This is a genomic window from Ulvibacterium sp. (genome assembly GCF_965228935.1).
In the GTDB taxonomy this organism is placed as follows: domain Bacteria; phylum Bacteroidota; class Bacteroidia; order Flavobacteriales; family Flavobacteriaceae; genus Ulvibacterium.
The window spans coordinates 654,104-676,576 of record NZ_OZ245846.1 but is presented as its reverse complement, the minus strand read 5'-3'; the positions used below and the strand labels follow the sequence as shown (position 1 = coordinate 676,576).

22 protein-coding genes are annotated in these 22,473 nt (G+C 42.1%); 4 read left to right on the top strand and 18 right to left on the bottom strand.

Features of this window, described 5'->3' with window-relative positions; all coding sequences use genetic code 11:
* Nucleotides 1–56 precede the first annotated feature (56 nt).
* Complete coding sequence (locus ACO06Y_RS03025; protein WP_422082349.1) at nt 57–833, top strand: hypothetical protein; 777 nt, start codon at nt 57–59, stop codon at nt 831–833.
* A gap of 37 nt (nt 834–870) precedes the next feature.
* On the opposite strand, the gene ACO06Y_RS03020 is transcribed toward ACO06Y_RS03025, so the two are convergent.
* The 4 genes from ACO06Y_RS03020 to ACO06Y_RS03005 form a co-directional block, all read right to left on the bottom strand.
* Complete coding sequence (locus tag ACO06Y_RS03020; protein WP_422082348.1) at nt 871–1,614, bottom strand: hypothetical protein; 744 nt, start codon at nt 1,612–1,614, stop codon at nt 871–873.
* A 49-nt stretch (nt 1,615–1,663) separates the two neighbouring features.
* Nucleotides 1,664–2,158: a DUF2391 family protein gene (locus tag ACO06Y_RS03015; protein ID WP_422082347.1), complete on the bottom strand. Its 495-nt coding sequence runs from the start codon at nt 2,156–2,158 to the stop codon at nt 1,664–1,666.
* A gap of 161 nt (nt 2,159–2,319) precedes the next feature.
* On the bottom strand, nt 2,320–2,514 hold the full coding sequence (locus ACO06Y_RS03010; RefSeq protein WP_422082346.1) for a hypothetical protein: 195 nt from the start codon (nt 2,512–2,514) through the stop codon (nt 2,320–2,322).
* A 351-nt stretch (nt 2,515–2,865) separates the two neighbouring features.
* Nucleotides 2,866–3,456 (bottom strand): outer membrane protein, encoded by a 591-nt coding sequence (locus ACO06Y_RS03005; protein WP_422082345.1) that lies wholly within the window; start codon nt 3,454–3,456, stop codon nt 2,866–2,868.
* 360 nt (nt 3,457–3,816) lie between these two features.
* On the opposite strand from ACO06Y_RS03005, the gene ACO06Y_RS03000 reads away from it, so the two are divergent.
* On the top strand, nt 3,817–4,203 hold the full coding sequence (locus tag ACO06Y_RS03000) for a hypothetical protein (RefSeq protein WP_422082344.1): 387 nt from the start codon (nt 3,817–3,819) through the stop codon (nt 4,201–4,203).
* Between the two features lie 47 nt (nt 4,204–4,250).
* Here the strand turns inward: ACO06Y_RS03000 and ACO06Y_RS02995 are convergent, their stop codons facing one another.
* From ACO06Y_RS02995 to ACO06Y_RS02975, 5 genes are all read right to left on the bottom strand, one after another.
* Nucleotides 4,251–4,427: a hypothetical protein gene (locus tag ACO06Y_RS02995; protein WP_422082343.1), complete on the bottom strand. Its 177-nt coding sequence runs from the start codon at nt 4,425–4,427 to the stop codon at nt 4,251–4,253.
* Nucleotides 4,428–4,816: 389 nt separating this feature from the next.
* Nucleotides 4,817–5,764, bottom strand: a complete 948-nt coding sequence (locus ACO06Y_RS02990; RefSeq protein WP_422082342.1) for an SMP-30/gluconolactonase/LRE family protein — start codon at nt 5,762–5,764, stop codon at nt 4,817–4,819.
* Between the two features lie 51 nt (nt 5,765–5,815).
* The gene (locus ACO06Y_RS02985) at nt 5,816–6,097 is read right to left on the bottom strand and encodes a hypothetical protein (RefSeq protein WP_422082341.1); all 282 of its coding nucleotides are present in this window, start codon (nt 6,095–6,097) and stop codon (nt 5,816–5,818) included.
* A gap of 226 nt (nt 6,098–6,323) precedes the next feature.
* Nucleotides 6,324–7,931 (bottom strand): hypothetical protein, encoded by a 1,608-nt coding sequence (locus ACO06Y_RS02980; RefSeq protein WP_422082340.1) that lies wholly within the window; start codon nt 7,929–7,931, stop codon nt 6,324–6,326.
* Nucleotides 7,932–7,991: 60 nt separating this feature from the next.
* The gene (locus tag ACO06Y_RS02975) at nt 7,992–9,338 is read right to left on the bottom strand and encodes a hypothetical protein (protein WP_422082339.1); all 1,347 of its coding nucleotides are present in this window, start codon (nt 9,336–9,338) and stop codon (nt 7,992–7,994) included.
* Nucleotides 9,339–9,704: 366 nt separating this feature from the next.
* On the opposite strand from ACO06Y_RS02975, the gene ACO06Y_RS02970 reads away from it, so the two are divergent.
* Nucleotides 9,705–10,037 carry a single-stranded DNA-binding protein gene (locus ACO06Y_RS02970; RefSeq protein WP_422082338.1) on the top strand — a complete coding sequence of 111 codons (333 nt, stop codon included), beginning with the start codon at nt 9,705–9,707 and terminating at the stop codon, nt 10,035–10,037.
* 103 nt (nt 10,038–10,140) lie between these two features.
* On the top strand, nt 10,141–10,440 hold the full coding sequence (locus ACO06Y_RS02965; protein WP_422082337.1) for a GIY-YIG nuclease family protein: 300 nt from the start codon (nt 10,141–10,143) through the stop codon (nt 10,438–10,440).
* 231 nt (nt 10,441–10,671) lie between these two features.
* Here ACO06Y_RS02965 and ACO06Y_RS02960 read toward each other — a convergent pair whose 3' ends face one another.
* From ACO06Y_RS02960 to ACO06Y_RS02920, 9 genes are all read right to left on the bottom strand, one after another.
* On the bottom strand, nt 10,672–11,964 hold the full coding sequence (locus tag ACO06Y_RS02960; RefSeq protein ID WP_422082336.1) for a phenylacetate--CoA ligase family protein: 1,293 nt from the start codon (nt 11,962–11,964) through the stop codon (nt 10,672–10,674).
* A complete protein-coding gene (locus ACO06Y_RS02955) occupies nt 11,961–13,643 on the bottom strand; it encodes a C45 family autoproteolytic acyltransferase/hydolase (protein ID WP_422082335.1) in 1,683 nt (560 codons plus the stop codon). The genes ACO06Y_RS02960 and ACO06Y_RS02955 overlap by 4 nt, the downstream gene beginning before the upstream one ends.
* Nucleotides 13,643–14,521, bottom strand: a complete 879-nt coding sequence (locus ACO06Y_RS02950) for a cupin-like domain-containing protein (protein ID WP_422082334.1) — start codon at nt 14,519–14,521, stop codon at nt 13,643–13,645. Before ACO06Y_RS02950 ends, ACO06Y_RS02955 begins: the two co-directional genes overlap by 1 nt.
* Nucleotides 14,521–16,068, bottom strand: a complete 1,548-nt coding sequence (locus tag ACO06Y_RS02945) for a phytoene desaturase family protein (protein ID WP_422082333.1) — start codon at nt 16,066–16,068, stop codon at nt 14,521–14,523. The genes ACO06Y_RS02950 and ACO06Y_RS02945 overlap by 1 nt, the downstream gene beginning before the upstream one ends.
* Complete coding sequence (locus tag ACO06Y_RS02940) at nt 16,052–19,753, bottom strand: MMPL family transporter (RefSeq protein WP_422082332.1); 3,702 nt, start codon at nt 19,751–19,753, stop codon at nt 16,052–16,054. The genes ACO06Y_RS02945 and ACO06Y_RS02940 overlap by 17 nt, the downstream gene beginning before the upstream one ends.
* Entirely contained in the window at nt 19,746–20,915 is a 1,170-nt protein-coding gene (locus ACO06Y_RS02935; RefSeq protein WP_422082331.1) for a DUF2062 domain-containing protein, read from the bottom strand. The genes ACO06Y_RS02940 and ACO06Y_RS02935 overlap by 8 nt, the downstream gene beginning before the upstream one ends.
* Nucleotides 20,916–21,007: 92 nt before the next feature.
* Nucleotides 21,008–21,502 (bottom strand): hypothetical protein, encoded by a 495-nt coding sequence (locus ACO06Y_RS02930; RefSeq protein ID WP_422082330.1) that lies wholly within the window; start codon nt 21,500–21,502, stop codon nt 21,008–21,010.
* Nucleotides 21,503–21,874 (bottom strand): 3-hydroxyacyl-ACP dehydratase, encoded by a 372-nt coding sequence (locus ACO06Y_RS02925; RefSeq protein ID WP_422082329.1) that lies wholly within the window; start codon nt 21,872–21,874, stop codon nt 21,503–21,505.
* Entirely contained in the window at nt 21,874–22,473 is a 600-nt protein-coding gene (locus ACO06Y_RS02920; RefSeq protein WP_422082328.1) for a porin family protein, read from the bottom strand. Before ACO06Y_RS02920 ends, ACO06Y_RS02925 begins: the two co-directional genes overlap by 1 nt.

The following is a 22,473-nucleotide window of genomic DNA, read 5'->3' as shown; positions in this document are numbered from 1 at the left end:
AACAAAGTAAAAACATACATTTTTAAACGTAAATAATATTAAACCCCTCCAACAAAATGAAAACGTCCCCAATCTTTCTTTTTGCCCTATTCGGCTGTGCTATTGCCTTTGGCCAGACCAATACCTTTCCCGCTTCAGGATATGTGGGGATAGGAACGACGACTCCGTCATCAAAGTTTCATGTTTATGAAGGAAGCGCCAATGGTTTTTACGACCCATATACATTTTCTTTAATTGAGGGCATGGATGCCAGATTGCAATTATTGTCTACCGATGCCGGAAACCATGGCTCTTCAATAATATTGACGAACGAAACATCATCATGGACCCTGCAACAAAGGACCTCGACTTCCGGCAATAGGTTCGATATCGGCCATAGGGTCTCAAGCCAAGTCGAGGACATCGTCAGCAGACAAAATATATATCTATCGATTTTCAACGACGGGGATGTAGGAATTGGGACGACGGATACCAAAGGCTTTAAACTTGGGGTAAACGGAAGAATCGCCGCGACCGAGGTAAAGGTGGCCAACTACACTAATTGGGCAGATTTTGTCTTTGAAAAGGATTATGACCTACCAACCCTGGAAGAGGTCGAGGGCCATATAAAAGCTAAAGGCCACTTAAAGGACATCCCAAGTGCCAAAGAGGTTGCCGAGAATGGTATCTTCTTGGGAGAAATGGATTCCAAATTGTTACAGAAGATAGAGGAGCTTACCCTATATACCATTGCCCAGGAGAAGCGGATCCAACATCTTGAAAAAGAAAACGAAAGCTTAAAGTCCATTGCCGAAAGGATGGAAAAAATCGAGGCATTGTTAAAAGTTGAATAGGTCCGGATCTGGACAAACCTCTTTTATTTCACTCCATTTAGGGTTGCAGATATTTGTTCGGGATGTTTTTGGCCATATAGTCGATGCCGAAGGCATGCCGTAACAATTTGGATACGGTTTCCGAAATCACCGTTTCGTTCCGGTGCATTTGGGGCAACAGCCCCATCATCGCATAACTGATCGGGTTTACGGCGGGAATCAAGGTTTCCCAATCATAACCCTGGCCCCAAATAAACCCTTTAACGGTTGTATGTAGGTCGGCGGATTGGTACAGCAGAAAGTCCAACATCTCCGCAGACTGATTTAAGTTTTGATTTACCGTATGGAAAATCGGGGTCTGTCCTCCGAAACCGTGGGTATCGATTCCAGCTTGGGCGTTGACATCTGCCCCATTTTTTACTAGGATTTCGGCACAGGCCATATGATTGAATTCGGCACAAATGTGTAACAGGGTCACTTCAAACAATGGGGTGTAAGCACACTTTATCGTATATCTTTTGTTTACAATGTCGGGATGGCCCGTAATATGGGCCTGTAGGTTTTCGGCATCGTCCAGCAAGACAGTTAGTAGGGCCCTGTCTCCAAACTCGAGTCCGAATTCCGCGAAGACCCGTACACATTCCTTAAATTTTGGGCCTCGCAAATATTCACTGGTCAATTCATTAATCAAGGGCTCTCCTTTGTAGCTGTCATTTGGGGTAATACCGTTTTGGAAACAGTTCCTTATACCATTAACGGAATGAAGTTCTATCTGATGAACAATTTCTTGTAAATAATCCATTTTTAATAATATTGAGAGCCAGTTTACAAATGGTCACTTCTAAAACACTTCATTTGATAACATCGCTAATTGTTGCGCTCATAGAGGCCGGAAATGCAACGATTATAATACGTTTAATGGCCAGTAGATAATCAGTTTGCCAAGGACATCTTTGTATGATTGTTAGTAATATTCCAACGACCAATACCGAAATCAGGTACGTGGCAATGACCCTTTTACCATAGTTGAACAGGTTTCCCTTGATATTAAAGCGATAGAAATTGAAGTACACAAAGAGCGCAATAAAGACCAAGGACAGTAACGAGAGAAGCCCCACGTTAAGCAAGGGGAGTTCGTTCCCTAAATTCCAGGCTTCCTCGGTATAGGTTACGGGAAGGGCAAGGATCGTGGAGCCTATCACCACCTGCATGATGTCCCTCGGCTTAAATTCGACCATCAATGGTTTGGCGATATAGTTTATCAACTTTCCGCTCGCATCGGTTATCGGAATCATCTTATGGAGATAGCCCCCAATTCGTTTTGTAAAGGTTTTTTGGTTTTCCATGTGATTTAAAGATAAGCAATAAAAAGGGCGATACGCTTTTAGGAATCGGTGGGGATTGGAAAATTTGCGAGCTTGTGCCTAGATATCCAATAGCATTTTGCGATTGTCCCGGTACGCGTACATTTTATCAAAGGGAAAGGTGGTTTCCTTGTCGATTAGCCCTATCGATCAAAGATTTTGTTGGTCAAGAGGTCTATCAGGGGTTTGATGACGCCTCCCAAAAGAATACATCCCAATAACCATAGGGCCATCATAAAGGGGTTGGTTTGCAGTACATAGAGTGTTACAAAGTATACCGGAACGATCAGAGCCGTATAGCATACTACCTTGAACAACAATCTGAAAAAAGTTTTCATCACTTTTTTCGACACGGATTCCGGAAAAGGTAACGCGGTTTTTATTCCATATTCTCCGGATATCCCCTTATAGCATTTATCGGGGTACAAGGCAATAGTCGTCCTTCTTGACTATTAGTATTCGTTCTATATCCAAAAGTGTTTCCCGGTCTTTCTGATTCCGGTACGTCTCGTTGATGAGTTCGCAGAAGGGTATCCGGTGTCATTGTCCGGAAAAGTCATTTTTCTCCGTCCAGTATCCAGTATTAGGAGATAATCTTAATAGGGCCGTCCTTGCCATTCCCTTTCTTCGCCAATTAATAAAGTGGATTGGAAAGCATGATGAAGGCCGTACTGACTTCCCCATTATGGTCAAAAGCGGAAACCCAGCCCCAAACGTATATTGTTGATGTTCCCGTTGTCCGTTGGGTTCAGGATTATTATTGTGTCCGGGACATTTTCGTCAGGGGTCAGATCTATGAAATCGTATTGGGCCTGTATAAAGAATCGCCTACTGAAGTCATAAGAAAGGCCCAGGTTAAGATTAAACCCTAAACTTCCGGAACTGTCCGAATCGTCAAAACCGTTTTGGGTAGTGTAATCCGTAACGACATGGACATAGCTGGCCCCTAGGCCCACTGACGGCCGGAGTCTCTTCAGGCCGGGAATCCGAAGTTCTGTAAAGACACGGGGCTGGATCAAATATGTATCGTCGGTACGGCTTGCAAAACCAGTGTTCTCGATATCAGTCCTTGAAAAGCCCCCGTTGACCCCGAATCCCAAATGGAATATCCCTAATCTTACGAATCTGTATTTTATGCCTACATCGATGAAATTATCCTCCCCGAAAACACCGTCACCGGGCACTATGGTGTAGTTGGCCTCTACGTTCCATCTTTTATGTTGGGAATAGGAAATGGAAAGGGCCAGTAAGGCGATAATCAATAGTAAATTCGATTTCATGGTCATGTTTTCAATAATTCCGATAGGCTGAACAAATATAATTGCTGCGTATGCCCGAAAAAAGGCTAGATGACCGATTACCCCAAAATTTTGTTCCTAAAAACCAACTATTTTCAATTTTGGCAAAGGCTGTACGTTTAAAGTGCATTTTATCGATCTTTTCTTTTGGTTCGTCTGATTTAGCAACTGTTTTTCTATATTCGCCACGGAACGGATTTGTAGGTTCAAACCCTTCCTTCCCTACTAAATCCCCACAGCTTTAGGGGAAGCGGTCCATTCGGGGATCGATCCGTTCTTCTCACGTAACTTTTTTCTTACCTTATAAAGGCAACCTTTGGTAATTTGGAACGTCTTTATAATATGATGAAAAAAGTCTGTCTTACCGGATTTCTAATGGTCATTTTTGTAATGATGGGCTCCTGCGATAACGATCTTCCCCCTGTCGTTTCCACCGATCCCCGCGAACTGGTGGGTACATGGTTCCATTCGTTTCCCCATAGGATTGATGGACCTGCAGAAGACCTTGTTGAGGAAAGCGGCGAAATCCATATGATTATTACCTTTAAAGAGAATGGCGAATTCATTTTCAATAGGACCACATTGGGAATTTATACCGGATTCAGCCCAAGGGATACTTCGTCTATAAGGATTGAATCGGGGAACTACATTGCCGGTGACGGGAATATCGATGTGGTCTTGGACAGACTTGTTTGGCGGGATTTCTTTTATAGGTACGGCATTAGATAGGAGTTTTGGTCTATGTTGGTTTGACTGTCCTAAATGAGGTGGTTTTTTCATTCCTCCAAAAGCCCTAGCAGCTCTTCTTGGAAATCTTTGGAAGCGGCATGCATTTCGGACTTATAGAGATATTTTCTTCCTTCATACGAATAGTCCACAAATCCCTTGATGAGCGTATCCATGATACCCAATTCTATGAGCAACTTTATCTGTTCTTTTATCATTGGTTTCATTTTAGTCATTTGATTCAATTCATTCCAAGTTTTTCGGATATCCCTTTATGGTGACATCCTTGTGGTGAAAAATCATCTCACCTGGACAACCTCTTTACAAGGGGCCTTATGATTCCTTCTATAAGGACATAAAAAGAAATTGGTGGACAATTTCTTGGACGCTGTTTTTTAAAAAGGTAACGTGGTTTTTTCATTCCATATTCCCCGGGTACCCCATGACGGTATTTATTAGGACGAACAGGTGTACAAGGCAATACTCTTTCGCCGATGGTTCGGAACTTAATTAGGGACGAGCAATAAGGGCATGAAATGTTTTCTCAAATGATAGGGGCGGTTGTTTTATGAATATGCCGAAACGGATTATAGATATTGGAAAACGAACGTTTTGATCATTCAATGGGATACACCAACAATTTTGTATTGGGAATCGTATCCGATTCAACGAATTTGAAGGTTTCCTGATTTAAATATTGGAGATTGGAATTTCCTATAACCACTGCCTCATTTTTCACCAAGCAAAAAGTCAACGGCACATCCAGTTTTGAAGTGTGCCCATCCATAACTTCGACATCTACAATTCTTGTTTGAGTTTGATCAAGGATCAATTTTCTAAAATTAAATGTATTTGCCCTAACCCCATTTTGGATGGCATATAAATGACCTTTGTAAAATTCCAGTCCGTCTATTCCTTGGGACATGCCCAAAGTGTCCGGTTGGTTTAGAATTCTTTTTGTTGAAATATCGAGTATCCGGATACCTTTCGAAAATGATGCGATGTACAGTTTGGTATGGTCTTCCGAAATGGCAATTCCATTGGGAAATTCGATTTCCGGGGACTTAAAAAATAGCTCTAAGGAACCAGTTTCATGTTTGAGTAGATAGATGGCGGAACCTTTTGAATCCGTGATATATAGATTTCCTTTGTCATCTTGGATGAGGTCATTTAGGAAATGTTCCCCCGCATCGGTAACGTCATATCTTTGTAACAGTTTTTTGGTATGGATATCGAAGGTAAACAATGATGAAAGGGAATCCTTGTACCTATAGTATCCACCAAGGGCATGTAGAAGATTTCGTTTATCATCCACTAAAATTCCAACTCCCGGGGTATAGCCAAACTCATGTTCCTGTATAAAATCTTTCTGCGTTCCCGATTTTCTATCTACCTCTACTATTTTGGATTTGGCCACACTCGTTAGGTAAAAGGCGTCCTTCTTTTTTGAATAGGCGATTCCCTCGGGCACCAAATCTTTTTCATGAAGGACATATTCCTTCAATGTTCGTGAATTACATCCTAGAATGAATGCTATGGACACTATGAGTATTCTATATCTCATTTTTTGGATTGGTGGAAGTCCACATTTGAGAGAAACAAAGCTAATTAAGGGCTATACCACATAAAGAACAATAGCCACAACTATTAGGATGACCAGGGCAAGGAAAGCGAATTCTTTCCGTCTTTTGGCTTTGGCCTCCCGTCTAATTGTATTCACCACTTCTTTTACTTGCGATTCCGGGAATTCCTTAAAGGAGGCTTTGTTTTCCTTATAGGTTTCGTTGTAAATGACTTCCCTGTTATCTTCCTTGAATTTTTGACGGTTGGATGGTCGCAAAGATCGGTTCTGGCGTATTCGTTTTAGCATGTCCAGTATGTGGCCGGCGGAACTCATTGCTTAAATTTTGGTCAATGTAAATCTTCGATCAATAATTCGTATTTCCTTGTAGTACTAAGATAAGGGATTCTTGGGTTTTGTAAAGTGATAGTTTTAAAGGGCACCTATATACTATATGGGACAAAATGAAGTTTTTCGTAAACTAGAATCAAATTCCCATGTCCATTTGAGACTTGATATTCAATAGAAATCTTGACCTGAATAGACTATCCGTTCGATGAAGTCAATTTGCGAATGGATTGAACTCCCAGACATCAGTAAACGCATCATTTCCACGGTGTCCCAGACCCAGCATAATTTTATTGTTGACAACTTCTGCAATTGCTTGTGTTCTACCTTCTCCCGGAAAAGTAACAAGGTGCAATGTCCACTCATCATTTGAGGAATCATACCTCCAAACATCCTTATGATTTATATTCCATGGAAATTCGGGGATTTCTTCACCTTCCCCGAAGCAGACAAATCCATAGTCATCCAGTCCCACTCCGGTAGCATTGTATCTATGGCCCCCTGGAAAATCGGCTTTTTGTATCCAAGTATCACTTGCCGGATCATATTCCCAAATATCCCCACAAATCAAATTCCCTCCAATCTTACCAGTTATTCCAAATCCGACATATCCTTTGTCATTGATGGCGAATGCAGTTCGTCTAGAACCACAATTACCCGGATACGATGCTTTTTGCTGCCAAGCATTTGTGGTCGCATTATATTCCCATAGCTCGTTACCGACAAATATAACATAGGCCTTCTCACCAATCACAAAACTAGTGCCAAATGGCCCCCCATCTTCTGGATGTTTAGCCATTTCGGACCAACTGTCGCTATTGGGATCGTATCTCCATAAATCGTTATGATTAACAAAAGTACACGTAGGATTAAAAATGTCCGGGGGACCCGAACAATCTTGACCGAAACCTACATACCCAAACCCATTGATTGAAAAAGAAATGCTGGATTGTCTCCTTCCCCAAGGTAAGCTCGCAATCTCTTCCCAAGAATCCTGTGTTGGATTATACTTAAAGAACAGATTTTCTTCTGGAGCGGTATTAAACTGCCTACGTCCATTACCAACATATAAAACGTCATCAATCGCAAAACTATTGATATAAAATGTGTTGTAAACCATATTGGCTCTAGGAATCCATGACATTGCTTCAGGTGTACCAAATGACAGTTCATTACCATAAAATGTACCTGAACTATTTTTGACATATGCTCTTACAAAATACTGCGTATTTGGTTCAAGGCTTCTTAGTTTACTGGTAAATTCGCCAATTCCCTCACCATCTTCACTAAGGTCATTATCAATGGTCGGACCTGGATTCGTACTCCAGCATATTCCTTTTGAAATTACCGAGATTCCACCATCATCCGATATTGTGCCACCGCTAAGAGCAACATATTCATTTACTATCGAAATTGCTTTAGTAGTTAGTACCGGTAAAGTGCCCACCGTTGTAAATCTCAATTCATTACCATAAGCGGTCCCTGAACCATTCGTAGCATAAGCCCTAACAAAATATTCGGTATTTGGCGATAACCCGGTTATCTCACTAGTATAACTACCAATGCCTGTCCCGTCTATGGTTTTTTCATCCTCAATGGTGGGGTTTTCAAACAAGCTCCAACAAACTCCGCGAGATGTAATCGCACTACCACCATCATTTAATACATTTCCCCCTATAGTCGCCCCGTTATCAGTAATTTCAATAGTATTGGCCGTAGTTAGTTCGGGAAGGGTATTTACTTTTTCTTCTTCATTGGAGTTACTTTTACCACAGTTGGCGATTACAGCTAAAACACCTAGCATTGCAATAAGTCGTTTCATATTAGATGTTATTAAAATAAAAATTACTTCGTTTCTTTTAGCTGTGTATGATAGCGTATCTTAGTCAAATTGGTGAAATTCGCTATTTTCAAGACCTACTCCTACATTCCCGCTAAATTGTGCATTAAGGAATTCCATATGGGAATAGGGCTGCACATACAGGCAACTTGACTGGTAGATGAGTTCTGAAACATCCATCTGCGGATACCTATCCGTTATTTCCTTCGGAATCATCCCAATAACAGAAGAAGGTGTTGATGATGAAAACACTTTCCATTCGATTCTCCTGTTATCAGACTGGGGGGGTTCAAGATTGCTCCAACTAATGACTTTTCTCTTGTAACCCAAATTGGTAGACATCTCGAATTCATTAATATCCGATTTAACTATATTAAAAGAAGGTTGATCGGGTACGAACAGGCCTTCCGGAAGTTCGGCCCCGAAATAATTGATATAATAGCGATAGTCTTGTTGAATGCTCGTTAAACTCAAGGAATGGCCCTCAAACATATTTCCAAGATAGCCCAATTTAAACAACCTGTTGATTTCAGCACCTATATGGGCAGAATTGAAATTATAGAAATCATAACCTGGGCTTGAGATGCTTTTTGGTGTTTCAGGGAAACCTCTAAGGGAAAGCCAAATTTCTGAAGTAGGCGGTAATTTCATAAGGATATGAGAGTCGAATTCGGAGAAATCGCTTAAGTTTAGATTGTATTCTTCAAGATGTTGAGGTTCTTCCAGATAATAATATCTGGTATTGCCAAAACTGTTCATAAAAGTGATATAATAATTATTATCCTCATATATATCAGCAAGTTTTTCATAGCGCCAGTCCCCAAATGTGCCGATACTCATAGAGAACGATCCACGGCCCGAATTTTTTCCTCTTTTATCCGAGATATTAAGCATTGAAGGAGTTGGAAATTCACCGAAAACAGAAAATCTAAAATTTCCGTTGAACTTTGGTTGTGGATATGTTTCGATGCTAGAATTTGAAGATCCAATAATCCAACTACTGCCATTGACTACTTCAGTGTAGGAATTAAGGGTATAGGGAGAGCTTGCGGTCAATGTGGAAAAGCGGATATCGGTCACCGTGAATTTGTCCAAATCACTGGTCTTGGATATTTCAAAACGTATGGTGTCGTTTTTCTCGAAAGATGTGTAGTCCAGAATTCTTCCTTCCTTATCATGGGTCAATAACCAATTGTCCGAATTATCCGTGTTGAGATTATCACTTATCACGGCCTCAAAATAAACCTCCATCTCAGGTTCAGGTGTTTCATTGGGCTCGGGATTCTCGGGTTCTTGGGCGTCGGGTTCCGGAGTTGGATTTTCGTCTTTTGAACAATTACAAAGAAACATGCACAGTAGAAGGGCAATGCCTAATTGGGGAACTTTCATGGGAGAACAGTTAGTTGCTAAGCGAATATAAAGATAATGTTTAAAAAGCATTTGGATTTTAATTAGTAGTCAAAATCCCTTAAAAAGAAGGGTTGGGCTCTGAAATAATGTCCGACTTCCTAATTGAACTAGATTCAGGCACCTCTATGTAATGGAGGTATACCTAATGGGTCATTTAAACAGATTATCTTCAAAAATTGTTTTTTTAATCCCTATATGTAAATACCTGATTTAAAACAAAATAAACGTTTACAAACGAAAGTAAATATTTCCCAACCGAATCTTTTTTTCATACCGTTCTATGTTTGCCTTGTCGAATCAGGGAGGTTCGATGGCATTAACTGTTTCATCTTAAAAATTAGTAGTATGAACGCAATTAAAAACAAAGTACAGTTGATTGGAAACCTGGGACAAGATCCCGAAATCGTAAACTTGGAAAACGGAAGCAAGCTCGCCAAATTTTCCATAGCCACCAGCGAAAGCTACAAAAACGCACAAGGCGAAAAAGTAGAGGACACCCAATGGCACAATATTGTGGCCTGGGGCAAGACCGCCGAGATTGTGGAGAACTACCTTACCAAAGGAAAGCAGGTGGCCGTGGAGGGGAAACTCGTACATCGCTCCTATGAGACCAAGGAAGGCGAAAAGCGATACATTACCGAAGTACGTTGCAATGAGTTGTTGATGCTGGGGAAGTAACGCTCGCAAAAACGTATTCGCGAGAAGCGTAGCGACGAAGCGATCTGTCAGTCCATACATAATATGAGCTAGACCGATCGCTTTGCTTGCAATGAGGTGCAGCATGAAAAAATCACACATTTATATTACATCCAATAAGAACCGAACGGTCATTTATGTCGGAGTTACCACTAATTTGGTAAGAAGGATATATCAGCATAAAACCAAATATTATAAAGGATTTACAGCACGGTACAATTGCGACAGATTGGTTTATTTTGAAGAATTTACGGATATTAAAAAGGCCATGGCCAGGGAAAAACAGCTAAAATCGGGAAATCGACAGCGAAAGGAAAATTTGATTAATTCAATAAATCCTGAATGGAACGACTTGTCCGATGGATGGTTGTTCTATTTTGATTAGTTTTCGTAAGGAACAGAGCGATGAGGAGATCTGTAGATCCTGGACTGGGATTGGACAGTTTGCTTCGCTTCGCTCGCAAAAACGTATTCGCTAGAAAGGTAGCAACGAAATGATTTGTTGCTCTCGGAATCTAGGAACTTTACTCATTTTTAAGTACAGACCTGGGAATGGCTGAATGGCAAGGTCTTCGACTGCACTCAGATCGACACTCTTAACGGAATACCGAAAAAGTCATTGCCCCCGCTTATCAATAACGGTAACGGGCTTTCTTCGTAGTTTCGAGTATCGTAGTTTTTGAATTTCCCCAGCCTCGCAAAACTCGATCTTCGGAGAAACGCGTAACTTGGATCGGAAGTGGTCCTTTATATCGTGCAACAACAGATTCGAAGCGTTCCGGGAAGCGATCTTGATTCCTATTTCGTCCGTACCTATACTATTGTGATAAATCTCTATGACATAACTTTCCACCTCCTGGAAATCGTTCAATAGGTTATCCATGGCCGGGGGATACAAGGTAGTACCCTTGTACTTGATCATTTGTTTTTTTCGTCCTACCACAGGCCCCAAACGCAGGGTATTCCTTCCACAATTACAAGGTGAATCATGGGCCACCACAATATCACCGGTCTTAAACCGTACCAAGGGCATGGCCTCCACACCAAGCGTGGTAACTGTCAGTTCCCCCTCCATACCCGGCGGTAACGGCCGATCGTTCTCGTCAAGAATTTCCACGATGATCAGTTCCGGGTGGTGATGTCCACCCTGCTGTTCGCTACATTCCGTAAATGCCGTACTCATTTCCGTGGAGGCATAGGTAGAATAGAGTTCAATATCCCAGGCCGATTTTATCTTATTGGCGAGGACATTCAATGAAAAATCCTGGTTCCGTAGCGATTCGCCGATACAGATGGCCCCTTTGATTCCAGAGGAGTTTACATCAATACCATGCTGGACCGCATACTGGATAAGTTTCAACAAAAAAGAAGGTACCACGATCAGATACGTGGGTCTGAATTTTAAGATAGTATCCCATTGTAACTCCGGAATCCCGGCACCTACGCGGATGATACCCGCCCCTAACTTACGGGCTCCCAAAAAATAGGCCATCCCTGCCATAAAACGCCGATCTATAGTCGTTGTCAATTGCAAAATGTCATTTTCGGTAACACCGGCACAGGCCAAGGAAATGGCCTCATTGTACGCCAAACGATCCAAATCGGCATCGGTAAGGCCAATAGTCACCGGTTCGCCCAAGGTACCGGAAGTGGTCACAAAATCGACGATCTTGTTTTTGGGAACACAGATAAAATCGTCATTATGGTTTTGAAGCTGCTCTTTGGTGGTGACCGGAATTTTAGTCAAGTCCGCTAGCGTCCGAATCGTCTTGATATCAATGGAGTGTTCTTTGAAAAGTCTTTTATAGTAGGGTGATTTTTCTTGGACATAGTGGAGCGTTTCTTTTAATCTTTCTTCTTGAAATGCCTTTATTTCTTCGGGCGAAGCCTTTTCTATTTCTGGAATCATAAATGCAATCTACGCTTTATTTTTTTGATGTACCGCATTACGTTTTCTTTATCCGGAACCGTAGTAATCTCTTTGGTCAGGGCTTGCTCAAAGGCCGTAAGGGCAGCGGTGTAATATCCTTTCCCGTATTGATATCTTCCTGTTAAATAATAGGCTTCCCAATATTTGGGGTTGCTAAACTGTAGTTCCGTCAGAAGATCCTGTTCCAGATGTTGGTCGTTGAAAATAGCCGTTAAAACCTCGTTTTTTAACCTTCGATATTCCTGATAGTTTTGGTATTCCCGTGAATGTTGGAAGGGGTCTTCAGGGATGGTCAGATTCTTTTCCGCCAAGGGGGCTTTTTGAAAATCTGATACTGTCTTTTTAAATACCTCGTCCAAGTCATAGGCTACAAATTCGCCCAATTGGTAGGGATTGGTACTGACCCATACCAAAAGCTCTTCCGGCTTAAAGACAATACCATGATGTGCCAACAACTGGTTGAGTGCCTTTTCATTACCATACCCGATTTCCTTTCCGTCCAACCCCTGTTTGTCCCTCAGGATATCCACTGCGGCCTGTACCGTGGTTTTGCCGCTTTCCCCTAATAGTTCCTCCATACGGTCATAGCGATATTGGGAGTGACTTTCCAGAATATGTCTTTGGTTTTTTTTATCCGCCGCATAGGCAGCACTTTGAAAATGGTTGGAACAAATGAGTTGATCGGTATTCTGAACCTCGTAAACCCCAAAATTTTTGGGCGATACCTCTATGACCACTGCTTTTTTGTCCTTTGCACTGCCTACAAAAATGGATTCCGATACAAAGACTTCCCGTTTCCGGGCTATGGCAACCGCTTCCTCTATAGTAGCGGCATACTGTAGGATTTCCCGTGTCACCAAAGAAATCGGGGTCTTCGCCACCAAAGGAAACTTTGACTTTCCGGCATTGATGGTAACGGTCAGCCCCTGATCGTTCATTCCGGAGACCACCCCTATCATGCCGCCCCAAGTTACGGACATAAACTTATGACCCTCATCCGGGTTGATAAAGGCAATGATTTTTTCCTGGGCAAAATCGTCCCCGGCGTAAAAATCGAAATTCCGCCCAATTAGGAGCTGACCGTCCTCCGTTTGATCTCCCCATACGGCAAAGGAGGAACAACCTACCAGGGCCAAATCCTGTAACGCATGGCCAATATCATGGGCCCCATGCAGATAGAGTATACGGGGATAGGCATCCGCTATATGGGCATAGGTTTCCGAGGCGTATTGTGAGATGCCATAAATCTCGGTTTTGTATTCCTCCCGTATGTTGAGATACATTTTGCGATTGAACCAGGCCAAAAATTTACGCAATAGGTATTGTTTGGTATTGGATGGGACTAGTTCATTTACCTTGTTCAACAGCGCATCTTCCTGTTTGTGAAAAAGCTCTTGGGTAAGACTTCCCGTGGTAAGCCCTAATTCCAAGGGATTGCCTTCTATGTACAGCTCCCATAGACCATAGCTGTTTTTTGTCAAATAGCCCTTTTCGGAAGAGAAAGTGGAATCGGATTGGCGTACCCGCTCCGGAGTCTTTGCTTCGTATTGACTGATATCCGGTAAATCCCTTAAGGATTTGGAAACACCACAGGATATGAATAGGAATACTAGGAAAAATACAGGATATATGCCTCGTATGTAGCCTTGTCCTTGCATTAGACTACCGGTTTCCCGTATTTTTTATTGATACGCCGCACCATTTTATTTTCCTTGTAGTCTACCCATTTTTGCCCCATGGTCCTTCGCATTATATTTTCAAAATTTCGCATGAACAAGACGTTGGAAGCGGTTTTCAACAAACGTTGTGGCTTGGTGGGCAAAGCCCGCAACGTAATAGAAAACCCCCCAGTCATATATTTGATGAAATGCCAATAGCCACTGGGCATATAGAGGGCGTCCCCATGTTTCATTTCAGCATGGATCCCTTGAACGTTCTGCAGTGCAGGATATTTTTCAAAATCGGGATTATCCATATCTATAGTCTCCAGATTGTGGACCGAGAAGGGTACCCGATATAGATATTTGGTCTGCTCGGGCTTAAAAAGGGTTACGTTTTTGGTACCGTGGAAATGGACATGGGTCAAGTCAGCCAGATCCATATCATAATGGGCCAATACTTTTGAGCCCTCGCCCCCAAAGAACATTACCGGCAAACGTTTAAAAAACTTAAGGCCCAAATCTGGATATTCAAAATCCTTTGCGAGTTCGGGCATACTATCCAGGATATTATAGAAAAAAATACGAAGATCGGTCGGTTCATTTTTCAATAGTTCGAGATAGTCGTACAATTTCATTTCAGTGGCCGGTGCCGCGGAGTTTTGTTTGCCCTTCGTGGGCTTACTATCATATAAGGGAACAATTTGATCGCCGGCCCGTTGCTGAATGTAGTCCAGGTTCCATTTCCCGTAAGCGGGCCAATCTCTGGTGAGGCCCTCTATTAAAACGGGTTTTTGGGGATTGTAATAGTTTTCCAGGAAATCCTTTTTGGAAATATTCTTGACCCTGCTTACCGGAACCGTCCTGAATTTTCCCATTACACGTTTATTTTAGCAGTTGTATTCTCTTTTTCTTGCTTCAGAATCCTATTTAACAAATAGTCCCTTCCCAAAATTTCCGAGCAAGTAACCACACCACTTATGGTTACCCCTAAAATACCGTGCATGTTTAGGCTTTGACCGGTAAAGAATAAATTCCCGATTTTGGTCCTTGGGGAAATGAAGGATTTTAAAGGGTAGTTGATGTCTTTGACATAACCGTACATGGCCCCTTGATTACTACCGATATAATCCCGATAGGAGAGGGGTGTGGAGGTGTATACAGACTGAAGACATTCCCGGATATTAGGGAATTTTTTTTCAAGTTCGTTGAGGAACTTTTCGGTCTTGGCCTCCTTAAACTGTGTATACGTCTGTCCTCGGTCATTTTTATTTGCTACGGTATTGAACGTGTTTTCCCAAGGTTTTACTTCATCATATCGCATGTAGGTAATAGCGGTCATTTGATCCGCCCAACCGTCCGTAGCTTTGCTCACTCCCATACTGACCATATAGCTTTCCGGCCAACTTTTTTCGGTATATCGATGCCCTTCCCAAACCTTTACTGGATCTTTATAATGGTAGTAGTTGTAATTCAAATATTTGAAGGTCTTTGGTTTTAGGACCAAATGCAGGCTAAACGCAGAGATCGTACTTTCTATCTGTTCTATCCGATTTGAATATGATTTTCTGAACTTGTCCGCACCGACCAGTTTTAAGGTACTTTTGGGCTCAATATTGGAAATGAACAAATCTCCCTTTATTTGTTTTCCGTTTGCGACTTCGGCATAGGTCAATTTTTTTCCTTCATAACCAAAGTTCACCACTTCATGGTGTTTGTAGGCCTCTCCCCCATTTTCCTTAAGCCGTCTTATCAATAATTTGGTAATTTGGCTACCCCCGTTTACACAACGATAGGAACTTTCTATATAGGAGTTGACGGAAAGTGCATGTACGTAGAATGGGGTCTTGTCCGGTTCCCCTGCATAGAGCAGATTAGATCCCGCTAATACGGCCCTTAATTTCGTATCGCCGACCATGGAATCGATAAGGGCCTTGGCCGGGGTTCGAAACATCTCCTCATCATCATAATACGGTTTGCCGTGGTTCAAGTTATATAAGGGGAATTTATTACAGGTCTCCCTTAATTCCTTACAATAGGCGGTAATTCCCTGAGCCTCATGGGGAAACTGTGCGATAAGGGATTTCTCAAAATCCTCATATCCCTGGGCGTGAGGATATTCCTTTGTATCGTCATCGAACGTAATGATGTCGAAGCTATCATCCAGCTTCTTAAGCCTAAGGTCGTCATAGATGCCCAAATATTTGAAATAGCGATAAAGATTTTGCCCTTCGGAAAGTCCGCCGATGTAGTGTACCCCGGTATCGAAAATGGTACGTTCACGAACAAAGGTCTGAAGATTGCCCCCATATTGGTTGTTTTTCTCCAGAACACAGACGCTACGTCCTTCGCGGGTCAAAATATTTGCCGCTACCAGTCCGCCCATACCACTACCAATGATGACCACATCATAATGCTCTTTCATCCTGTACTGCTTTTTTGGCTATGATAAAATTATCATTTTGCGCGCTTATCGTAAAGCCGGTGTCCGTAATATTTTTCAAGGGGAGGTCCATCCCCTTCTTCAATAACAGTAAGATACCAATTTCATTTATTTTGTTTTGGATGGGCTCCCAATCCAAGGGATTTAAATCGATCAGTAATATCTGGGCTTCATTTGCCAAGGCATCGGTAGGGGTAGCGGTTACCTGAATATTTTTGTGATGTTTGGTAATAAAACTGTTTTGGACGATTTGCCGAATGGTTTCCTTCTTAAGATAAACATGGATCTTACGGTCGGGTGAATCCAGGGCCAGTAGAAAATCCAATTGACCATAATCCTCGGAGAGATGAATGATGTGCGCTTTCTTTCCAAGAAAATCCAAAAGCTGTGCATAGACATTGGCATTTTTTCTTAGATCTAGCCGAATCTTCCCGTATAATTTCCTCCCTTTAAACCGATACTCCTCCAAAACGGACTTGTGAAAGTAGGTTTCCTGTTCCAATTCCCTGCGAAAGGCAAGAAAGTTCTTCTTAAAATAGGCACTTATTCGTTTCGTCCGTTGTGTGTAATCGATTCCAAAGGTAGAATCATTGGTTTTGATACGAGGTAGAATTTTAAGGGTAATACTACCGTCCCTAATAATAAAACTCCCTTTGGGCAAGACTTCTGAGTTGCCGTGAATGAGTACGGGAAGGATATCCAAGCCCAATTTTTCTGCCAAATAGAAAGCCCCTTTATGAAAACGTCTTATTTTATTGGTACGGGAACGGGTACCCTCCGGGAAGGTTATCAATGAAAATCCCTGGGCTACTTTGCCCTTAAGATAATCTTCCCCATTTTCCAATCCATCGGAAACGGGATAAGCCCCGACCAACTTGGCCGCACTTCCAAAAATAGGAGAGTTGTAGACCCAATCATTCACAAGGAATATAATCTTGGGATCCAACATGCCAATGGCCAGGATATCCAGAAATGAGGTGTGGTTGGCTATAAGCATGCCCGGTTTTTCAAAGGTTTCACGATGTTCGTTAATGACTTTCTTACGTACAAAAGGATTGGTATAGAGGACGGATTTCATCAAAAGGGATACCGCCTTGTGGAACCCTAATTGTTTATTCTCCCTACTATTGGGAAAGAGCGTCAACACAATCTTGGCATAAAGGGAAAACAAAAGTCCGCCCAAACCAAAATAGCCGAAAGAGAGTAACGAATGGATTAGGTATCTTAGGGAGATAGGTCTTTTTTTCTTACTTCCTATGAACAGGTGAAAGAGCATAGGCTGTATCGTAAAGGCGATCAAAACTGCCGAGAGGATACCGATCAAGGAAACTACGGAAATGGTATATAAGGCAGGATGTTTGGCAAAAATCAGTACGCCGACACCCAAAATGGTGGTAGCAACGGAAAGGATAATCGAAGTTCGGTGTGTGGACAGGGCTTTCTCACCGGTGCGAGATTCCGTCCGAAGGCCGTTGGTCATAAAAATACTGTAATCCACGCCCAACCCAAAGATAAAAGTAGAGATGATGATATTAAAAATATTGAATTCCAGTTGCAAGAGCCCCATAATACCTATGGTTAAAAACCAGGTGAGGAAAATGGGAATACTGGTTACCAAGGTGAGGGACAGACTTCGAAAGAAAAGTAATAAGAGCACTACTATGGCCAATACGGAATACCCGATAAGCCTATTGAAGTCATTCTTAAGATGGCCCAAAAAAGTTTCGTTCATGCCCTGTCGGTCGATCAGGACGGTTTGGGCAGTATTCGAGAAGATTTCGCGGACATACCCTATTTGGGATGAATCTACCTTTACCAACGAACTTACGGTCGTAAATCCGTTTTTTGTAGATAGGTAGTCATCTACCGAAAAGGAGTTCACCAGATTGTAATCTTCAATTTCCAAAGGTTTAAAATCCGAATGGAGCAGCGTATAAAATTGATCAAACGTCTTAGGTTTAAACCCATATTCCCGGCCCACATCGACGAGGGAAGTAGTAACGGAACGAATACGGTTATCGTTCCAAAACGCTTTCCAAAGGCGAATCTTTTCATTTTGTTCCTTTTTTGAACGGACAAGCGCACCTATGGAACTGAACCCTAAAATTTTTCCTTTGCCCTTAAGCCGATTTAAGGAAGCATAAATACTATCATTAAACTGTAATACTTCTTCCCTGGAATTCCCGTAATTAGTCACGTAAAGGGATTTAGCCCCTAGATCAGTCAGATTTTCCAAATGCTTTCTGGCATTTGCCAGTCGGAGAGGTTCATAGTTCAATTTCGCAATATCCTTGTTAAAGGTTACGGAACTGTAGGTAAAAAGGCTGATAACAAAGAATGCCATGAGCGACCCGAAGAGCCATTGGTCTCCCTGAAAGTCATAGGCGGCAATTGAATCCAGGAAAGTTATGCTTTTCTTTTCGGCTGTTTTGGCCCCATATACCTGAGGGATAAAAAAAAGGGCAAATACGGATGCGCCCAGAACACTCACCGCCGCAAAAATCCCAAGATCTTGTAAAGCTTGTGATTCTAGAAACAACAGGCACAAAAAAGCCGAGGCCGTGGTAAGGCTGCTCATCAAGATTGATGGGGCAACCTCTGAATACAAACTTTGGATGGAACGGTTGTTCCTGATATGTGTGAGGATGTGGAGCGAATAGTCCAGGGTTACCCCTAGCAATACGGCACCTATACCTAAAGAAATACCGGAAATCTCCCTACGGATAAAATACAATAGGGCCACTGCCAGCAACCCTCCAAAAGCCGTGGGTAAAAAGAGAATAATGGGCAAGGTCAGTTTCCGATAAAAGAAAATCAAAAGGATGAGCAAAAGCGTCAATGCGATTCCAACGGTAAACTGAATATCCGTTTTGATCTGTTGTGCATTGGCTACGGCTATCAAAGGCGCTCCGAAATACTCGCCCACGGCCTTGGATTCGAAAGCAGGATTCAATACATCCCGTATTCGATACAGTTCCCTGACGAAGGGTTCATTCTCCGAAGTCTGATTGGAGGCGTAAGTGGGGGTAACAAACAGTAAAATGTTTTGTCGATCTTGGCTCAAAAGAAATCCATCCTTTAGCGTAAATCCATCTGCGATTCCCAATTGCCGTAACTTTTTTAAGGCGATATAGGACAGCCCTAGGGGATCTCGCAAAATGTTCTTTTTGGTAACGATTCCCGATGGGGAAATCAGTGTCTTGTAATTTTCCTTTGTCAGGGCCGCAATACTATCCCTTTTAATTTTTTGTCGGATGGTACCATAATCCGCTGTATCCAGAAACAGGGGCAGGTTTTTATGGACAAAATCTAAGGTTTGTAACACTTCATCATCACCTACCTTTCCCTGGATATTTTTTATGTATCCTTGGGTGTTGGCCTTAAGACTATCCAGAAACTGTGTGGTGTATTGGGTAAGATCGTCTTCGGAACCTTCACTTTGTAGCTTTATATTTAGGATAATCTTATCCGTAAATTGAAGTGTTTTCAATACCCTTTGGTAGGCCTCGTTTTCCGAGTTTACAGGGATGAGCTTGGTGATGTCCTCCTCAAATTTTATTTTGCCCGTTAAGGCCGAAAGCCCTAGAAGGATTGCTAAAACCATGGTAAGTCCCAGCCACTTTTGTCCCAAAAAAAATCGGTATGTGCGATGGAAAAAACTATCCATTGTGCACAGCTATTTTTTTCCGGTCGAAGATGGATAAAAATACATAGGCCAAAAAACCCAGGATCAATGCGGAGAAGGTAGATAGCGTTAGACTGCCAATGATGTAAGTCTGTAAGTTTTTAATGATTTCAAAATTCTCATCTATCTCATGGATGGAAAAGTTCAATTCCCTTCCGGTGACCCATGCCCCGGTCTGTAGACTTAAATACAATACCAAAGGAATTAAGGGAGGGATACTGATGTTGGAAAAAGCAAAGGCGATAACCTTGTTCAGTTTAAGCAAAAGGGCCAAAAAAATCACAGTGACCGTATGAAACCCCCATAAAGGGCTGAGCCCTATAAAAACCCCCAAGGCAATGGAAAATGCTTTTTTCCGGGGAGAATCCTGATTGTGTAAAAAATCCTCGTAGAAAAAACGTCTAAACCCTTTTTTTTTGAGCCGTTGTATAAGGTCACGAGGTTTAATATAGACCAAAGCAACCAATACTAACCAGGTATTCAGCACACTTATCCTAGCAAAATCGATAATTGGTCTAAAATGGGAAACACGCTCCGGATCATCGTATAGAATATTGATCGGAATATTCTTGACCGATATTCCCTTCCAGGCCGATCGGACAATAACCTCTATTTCGAACTCGAATTTTGGGGTATAGAATTTCATGTCCTTTATCGTCTCCAAAGGATAAAGGCGAAACCCACACTGGGTATCCTTCAGCCATTTGCCGGTCTCTACCCAAAACCAGAAATTGGAAAACCGGTTTCCAAAACTGCTACGGCCCGGAACGTCGGATTGCTGCATATTCCTGGAACCTATAAACAAGACCTTTTTTGAGGATTCCTCTTCAAGGGCTTTGATAAAAACGGGGATATCCTCGGGAAAATGTTGGCCATCCGAATCTATGGTGATTGCAAAATGATACCCTAACCCCGATGCCTTTTTGAACCCTGTCCGAAGTGCATGGCCTTTCCCTTGGTTTTTGTCCAGATGTACCTGTATCAGTTCGGGATACGAATTGAGTATTTCACTAGTGGCATCCGTAGATCCATCGTTGATAACAATGATGTTTTGGGTGTGGTTCAATATACCGTCCAATACCCTTTTTAAGGTCTTGCCATTGTTGAATGTGGGAACGACTACGCAACATCTTAGTTGCTGCATGGTCTCCGATATCGATGGGATGGAAGCTGGCAAGGTAAATCCATTGAAAGCTTTCTGGTCGCAAAAAGCTAAATTCTAGACAAAGATACGGATTACCGCCCCGAAAACAACTGCTTTTCGGAGGCGTCAAAAACAGAAGACTGCACGGCGTAGTTTTTTATAAACTCACGGATTTCACCTGAGGATACCTTTGCAAAGTTGTGTAATAAAAATCCTTTATCCTCCTCCATGCTTTCTTTATATCCAACAACTTTGGGCGAGTTTTCCTGGACGCTTAACCGGATACATCGGATTTCTATGTTCTTGGGCTGTGTAGCCACAGCATATTCAATGAGTTCTGCCCCGGATTTAAAAAAATCCTTCTTATTTCGCAGTTTTTGGGCATATTTCGCCTTTAGGGTAGATACGGCTCCTTTATAGGCCACAAGAACTGCGTTATCCGTTTTGGTCACCGAAGAAAGTTTTATAAAGAGCTCGTCTGTAACCCCCTCATTTGCATTGGCTTCGGGATAGGTTTTCCGCAATTCGGAAATATCCGGGGATATCAAAAAGGCCAGGGAACATATAAAGGCTACTACTAATTTCATTTAGTCTCGTATTTGGAAGGTAGCGCTTAGCTTCAATGCCAAGGTATCCTGAAATGTAGTCGTATTTTTTACCTTAACCTCTCTTTCGTCAGTGGAAATATTTAAAATTAGATGGAGTATATCGTTTTCCTCCGGGTTTATAATGGCCATAAACTTGATGTTGGAGGAGACCTTTAAAAAAAGTTGCTTCCCGGTCGCCTTTTCCGTAAGCTCCTTGATAATCTGTATCATACATACGCCGGGCATCACGGGATTTCCAGGGAAATGACCCTTGAAGATAGGGTGTTCCTTGTTCAACTGTATGGTGGAACTGACCGTATCCTGATTATATTCATAATCCTTTATGACGTAAAGCCCTTCTATCAATATCATTATCGCAAATCAAATTTGTAGGCCACTCCGAACTGGAATACATTGTTCAGTGTGTTTCCCTCCCCGCTGTAAAATTCCGACTCAAAATCTTCATCAAACAGATCAATATCGAGCAACCCTTGCTTATATCGGGCTTCCAATATCAACCCAAAATCAAACTCATAGCCTATCCCAAAAAAGAAGGAAAGGTCAAAAGGGGTGATATCGGAGTCATTGCTGTCGTTGATTACATTAATGAGATTATTTTCAAAATCGAAGTCCAGACTAGGGCCTAAAATAAGATGGAGACCTTGATTGGGAGCGACAAAAAACTTATTGACTACACCGACCGACAAATAATCGATATCCAAATCTTGGTTGGTACGGATATTGGACTTTCCGCCTTGTCTGGAATACATAATTTCTGGCTGTAGGGCATAGAATCTTGAAAAACGGAAATCGGCAAAAACTGCCGCGTTAAGCCCAATTTTATTGTCCAAGGTGGTGTTGGAAATATTGGCACTATTGAATCCCAAGCGAATACCTGGTCTAATTTTGGTCTGGGCATAGATTATCCCGGAAAATAAAAAGAGTATGGACAAAAGGATTATTCGGTTCAT

Coding starts and splice junctions, on each gene's coding strand:
- ACO06Y_RS02925 (WP_422082329.1), bottom strand. CDS start 21,874: ATGATATTGATAGAAGGGCTTTACGTCATAAAGGATTATGAATATAAT.
- ACO06Y_RS02940 (WP_422082332.1), bottom strand. CDS start 19,753: ATGGATAGTTTTTTCCATCGCACATACCGATTTTTTTTGGGACAAAAG.
- ACO06Y_RS02970 (WP_422082338.1), top strand. CDS start 9,705: ATGAACGCAATTAAAAACAAAGTACAGTTGATTGGAAACCTGGGACAA.
- ACO06Y_RS02965 (WP_422082337.1), top strand. CDS start 10,141: ATGAAAAAATCACACATTTATATTACATCCAATAAGAACCGAACGGTC.
- ACO06Y_RS03005 (WP_422082345.1), bottom strand. CDS start 3,456: ATGAAATCGAATTTACTATTGATTATCGCCTTACTGGCCCTTTCCATT.
- ACO06Y_RS02990 (WP_422082342.1), bottom strand. CDS start 5,764: ATGAGATATAGAATACTCATAGTGTCCATAGCATTCATTCTAGGATGT.
- ACO06Y_RS02930 (WP_422082330.1), bottom strand. CDS start 21,502: ATGAAATTAGTAGTAGCCTTTATATGTTCCCTGGCCTTTTTGATATCC.
- ACO06Y_RS03000 (WP_422082344.1), top strand. CDS start 3,817: ATGATGAAAAAAGTCTGTCTTACCGGATTTCTAATGGTCATTTTTGTA.
- ACO06Y_RS02975 (WP_422082339.1), bottom strand. CDS start 9,338: ATGAAAGTTCCCCAATTAGGCATTGCCCTTCTACTGTGCATGTTTCTT.
- ACO06Y_RS02920 (WP_422082328.1), bottom strand. CDS start 22,473: ATGAACCGAATAATCCTTTTGTCCATACTCTTTTTATTTTCCGGGATA.
- ACO06Y_RS02960 (WP_422082336.1), bottom strand. CDS start 11,964: ATGATTCCAGAAATAGAAAAGGCTTCGCCCGAAGAAATAAAGGCATTT.
- ACO06Y_RS03020 (WP_422082348.1), bottom strand. CDS start 1,614: ATGGATTATTTACAAGAAATTGTTCATCAGATAGAACTTCATTCCGTT.
- ACO06Y_RS03025 (WP_422082349.1), top strand. CDS start 57: ATGAAAACGTCCCCAATCTTTCTTTTTGCCCTATTCGGCTGTGCTATT.
- ACO06Y_RS02955 (WP_422082335.1), bottom strand. CDS start 13,643: ATGCAAGGACAAGGCTACATACGAGGCATATATCCTGTATTTTTCCTA.
- ACO06Y_RS03010 (WP_422082346.1), bottom strand. CDS start 2,514: ATGAAAACTTTTTTCAGATTGTTGTTCAAGGTAGTATGCTATACGGCT.
- ACO06Y_RS02945 (WP_422082333.1), bottom strand. CDS start 16,068: ATGAAAGAGCATTATGATGTGGTCATCATTGGTAGTGGTATGGGCGGA.
- ACO06Y_RS02995 (WP_422082343.1), bottom strand. CDS start 4,427: ATGAAACCAATGATAAAAGAACAGATAAAGTTGCTCATAGAATTGGGT.
- ACO06Y_RS03015 (WP_422082347.1), bottom strand. CDS start 2,158: ATGGAAAACCAAAAAACCTTTACAAAACGAATTGGGGGCTATCTCCAT.
- ACO06Y_RS02950 (WP_422082334.1), bottom strand. CDS start 14,521: ATGGGAAAATTCAGGACGGTTCCGGTAAGCAGGGTCAAGAATATTTCC.
- ACO06Y_RS02985 (WP_422082341.1), bottom strand. CDS start 6,097: ATGAGTTCCGCCGGCCACATACTGGACATGCTAAAACGAATACGCCAG.
- ACO06Y_RS02935 (WP_422082331.1), bottom strand. CDS start 20,915: ATGCAGCAACTAAGATGTTGCGTAGTCGTTCCCACATTCAACAATGGC.
- ACO06Y_RS02980 (WP_422082340.1), bottom strand. CDS start 7,931: ATGAAACGACTTATTGCAATGCTAGGTGTTTTAGCTGTAATCGCCAAC.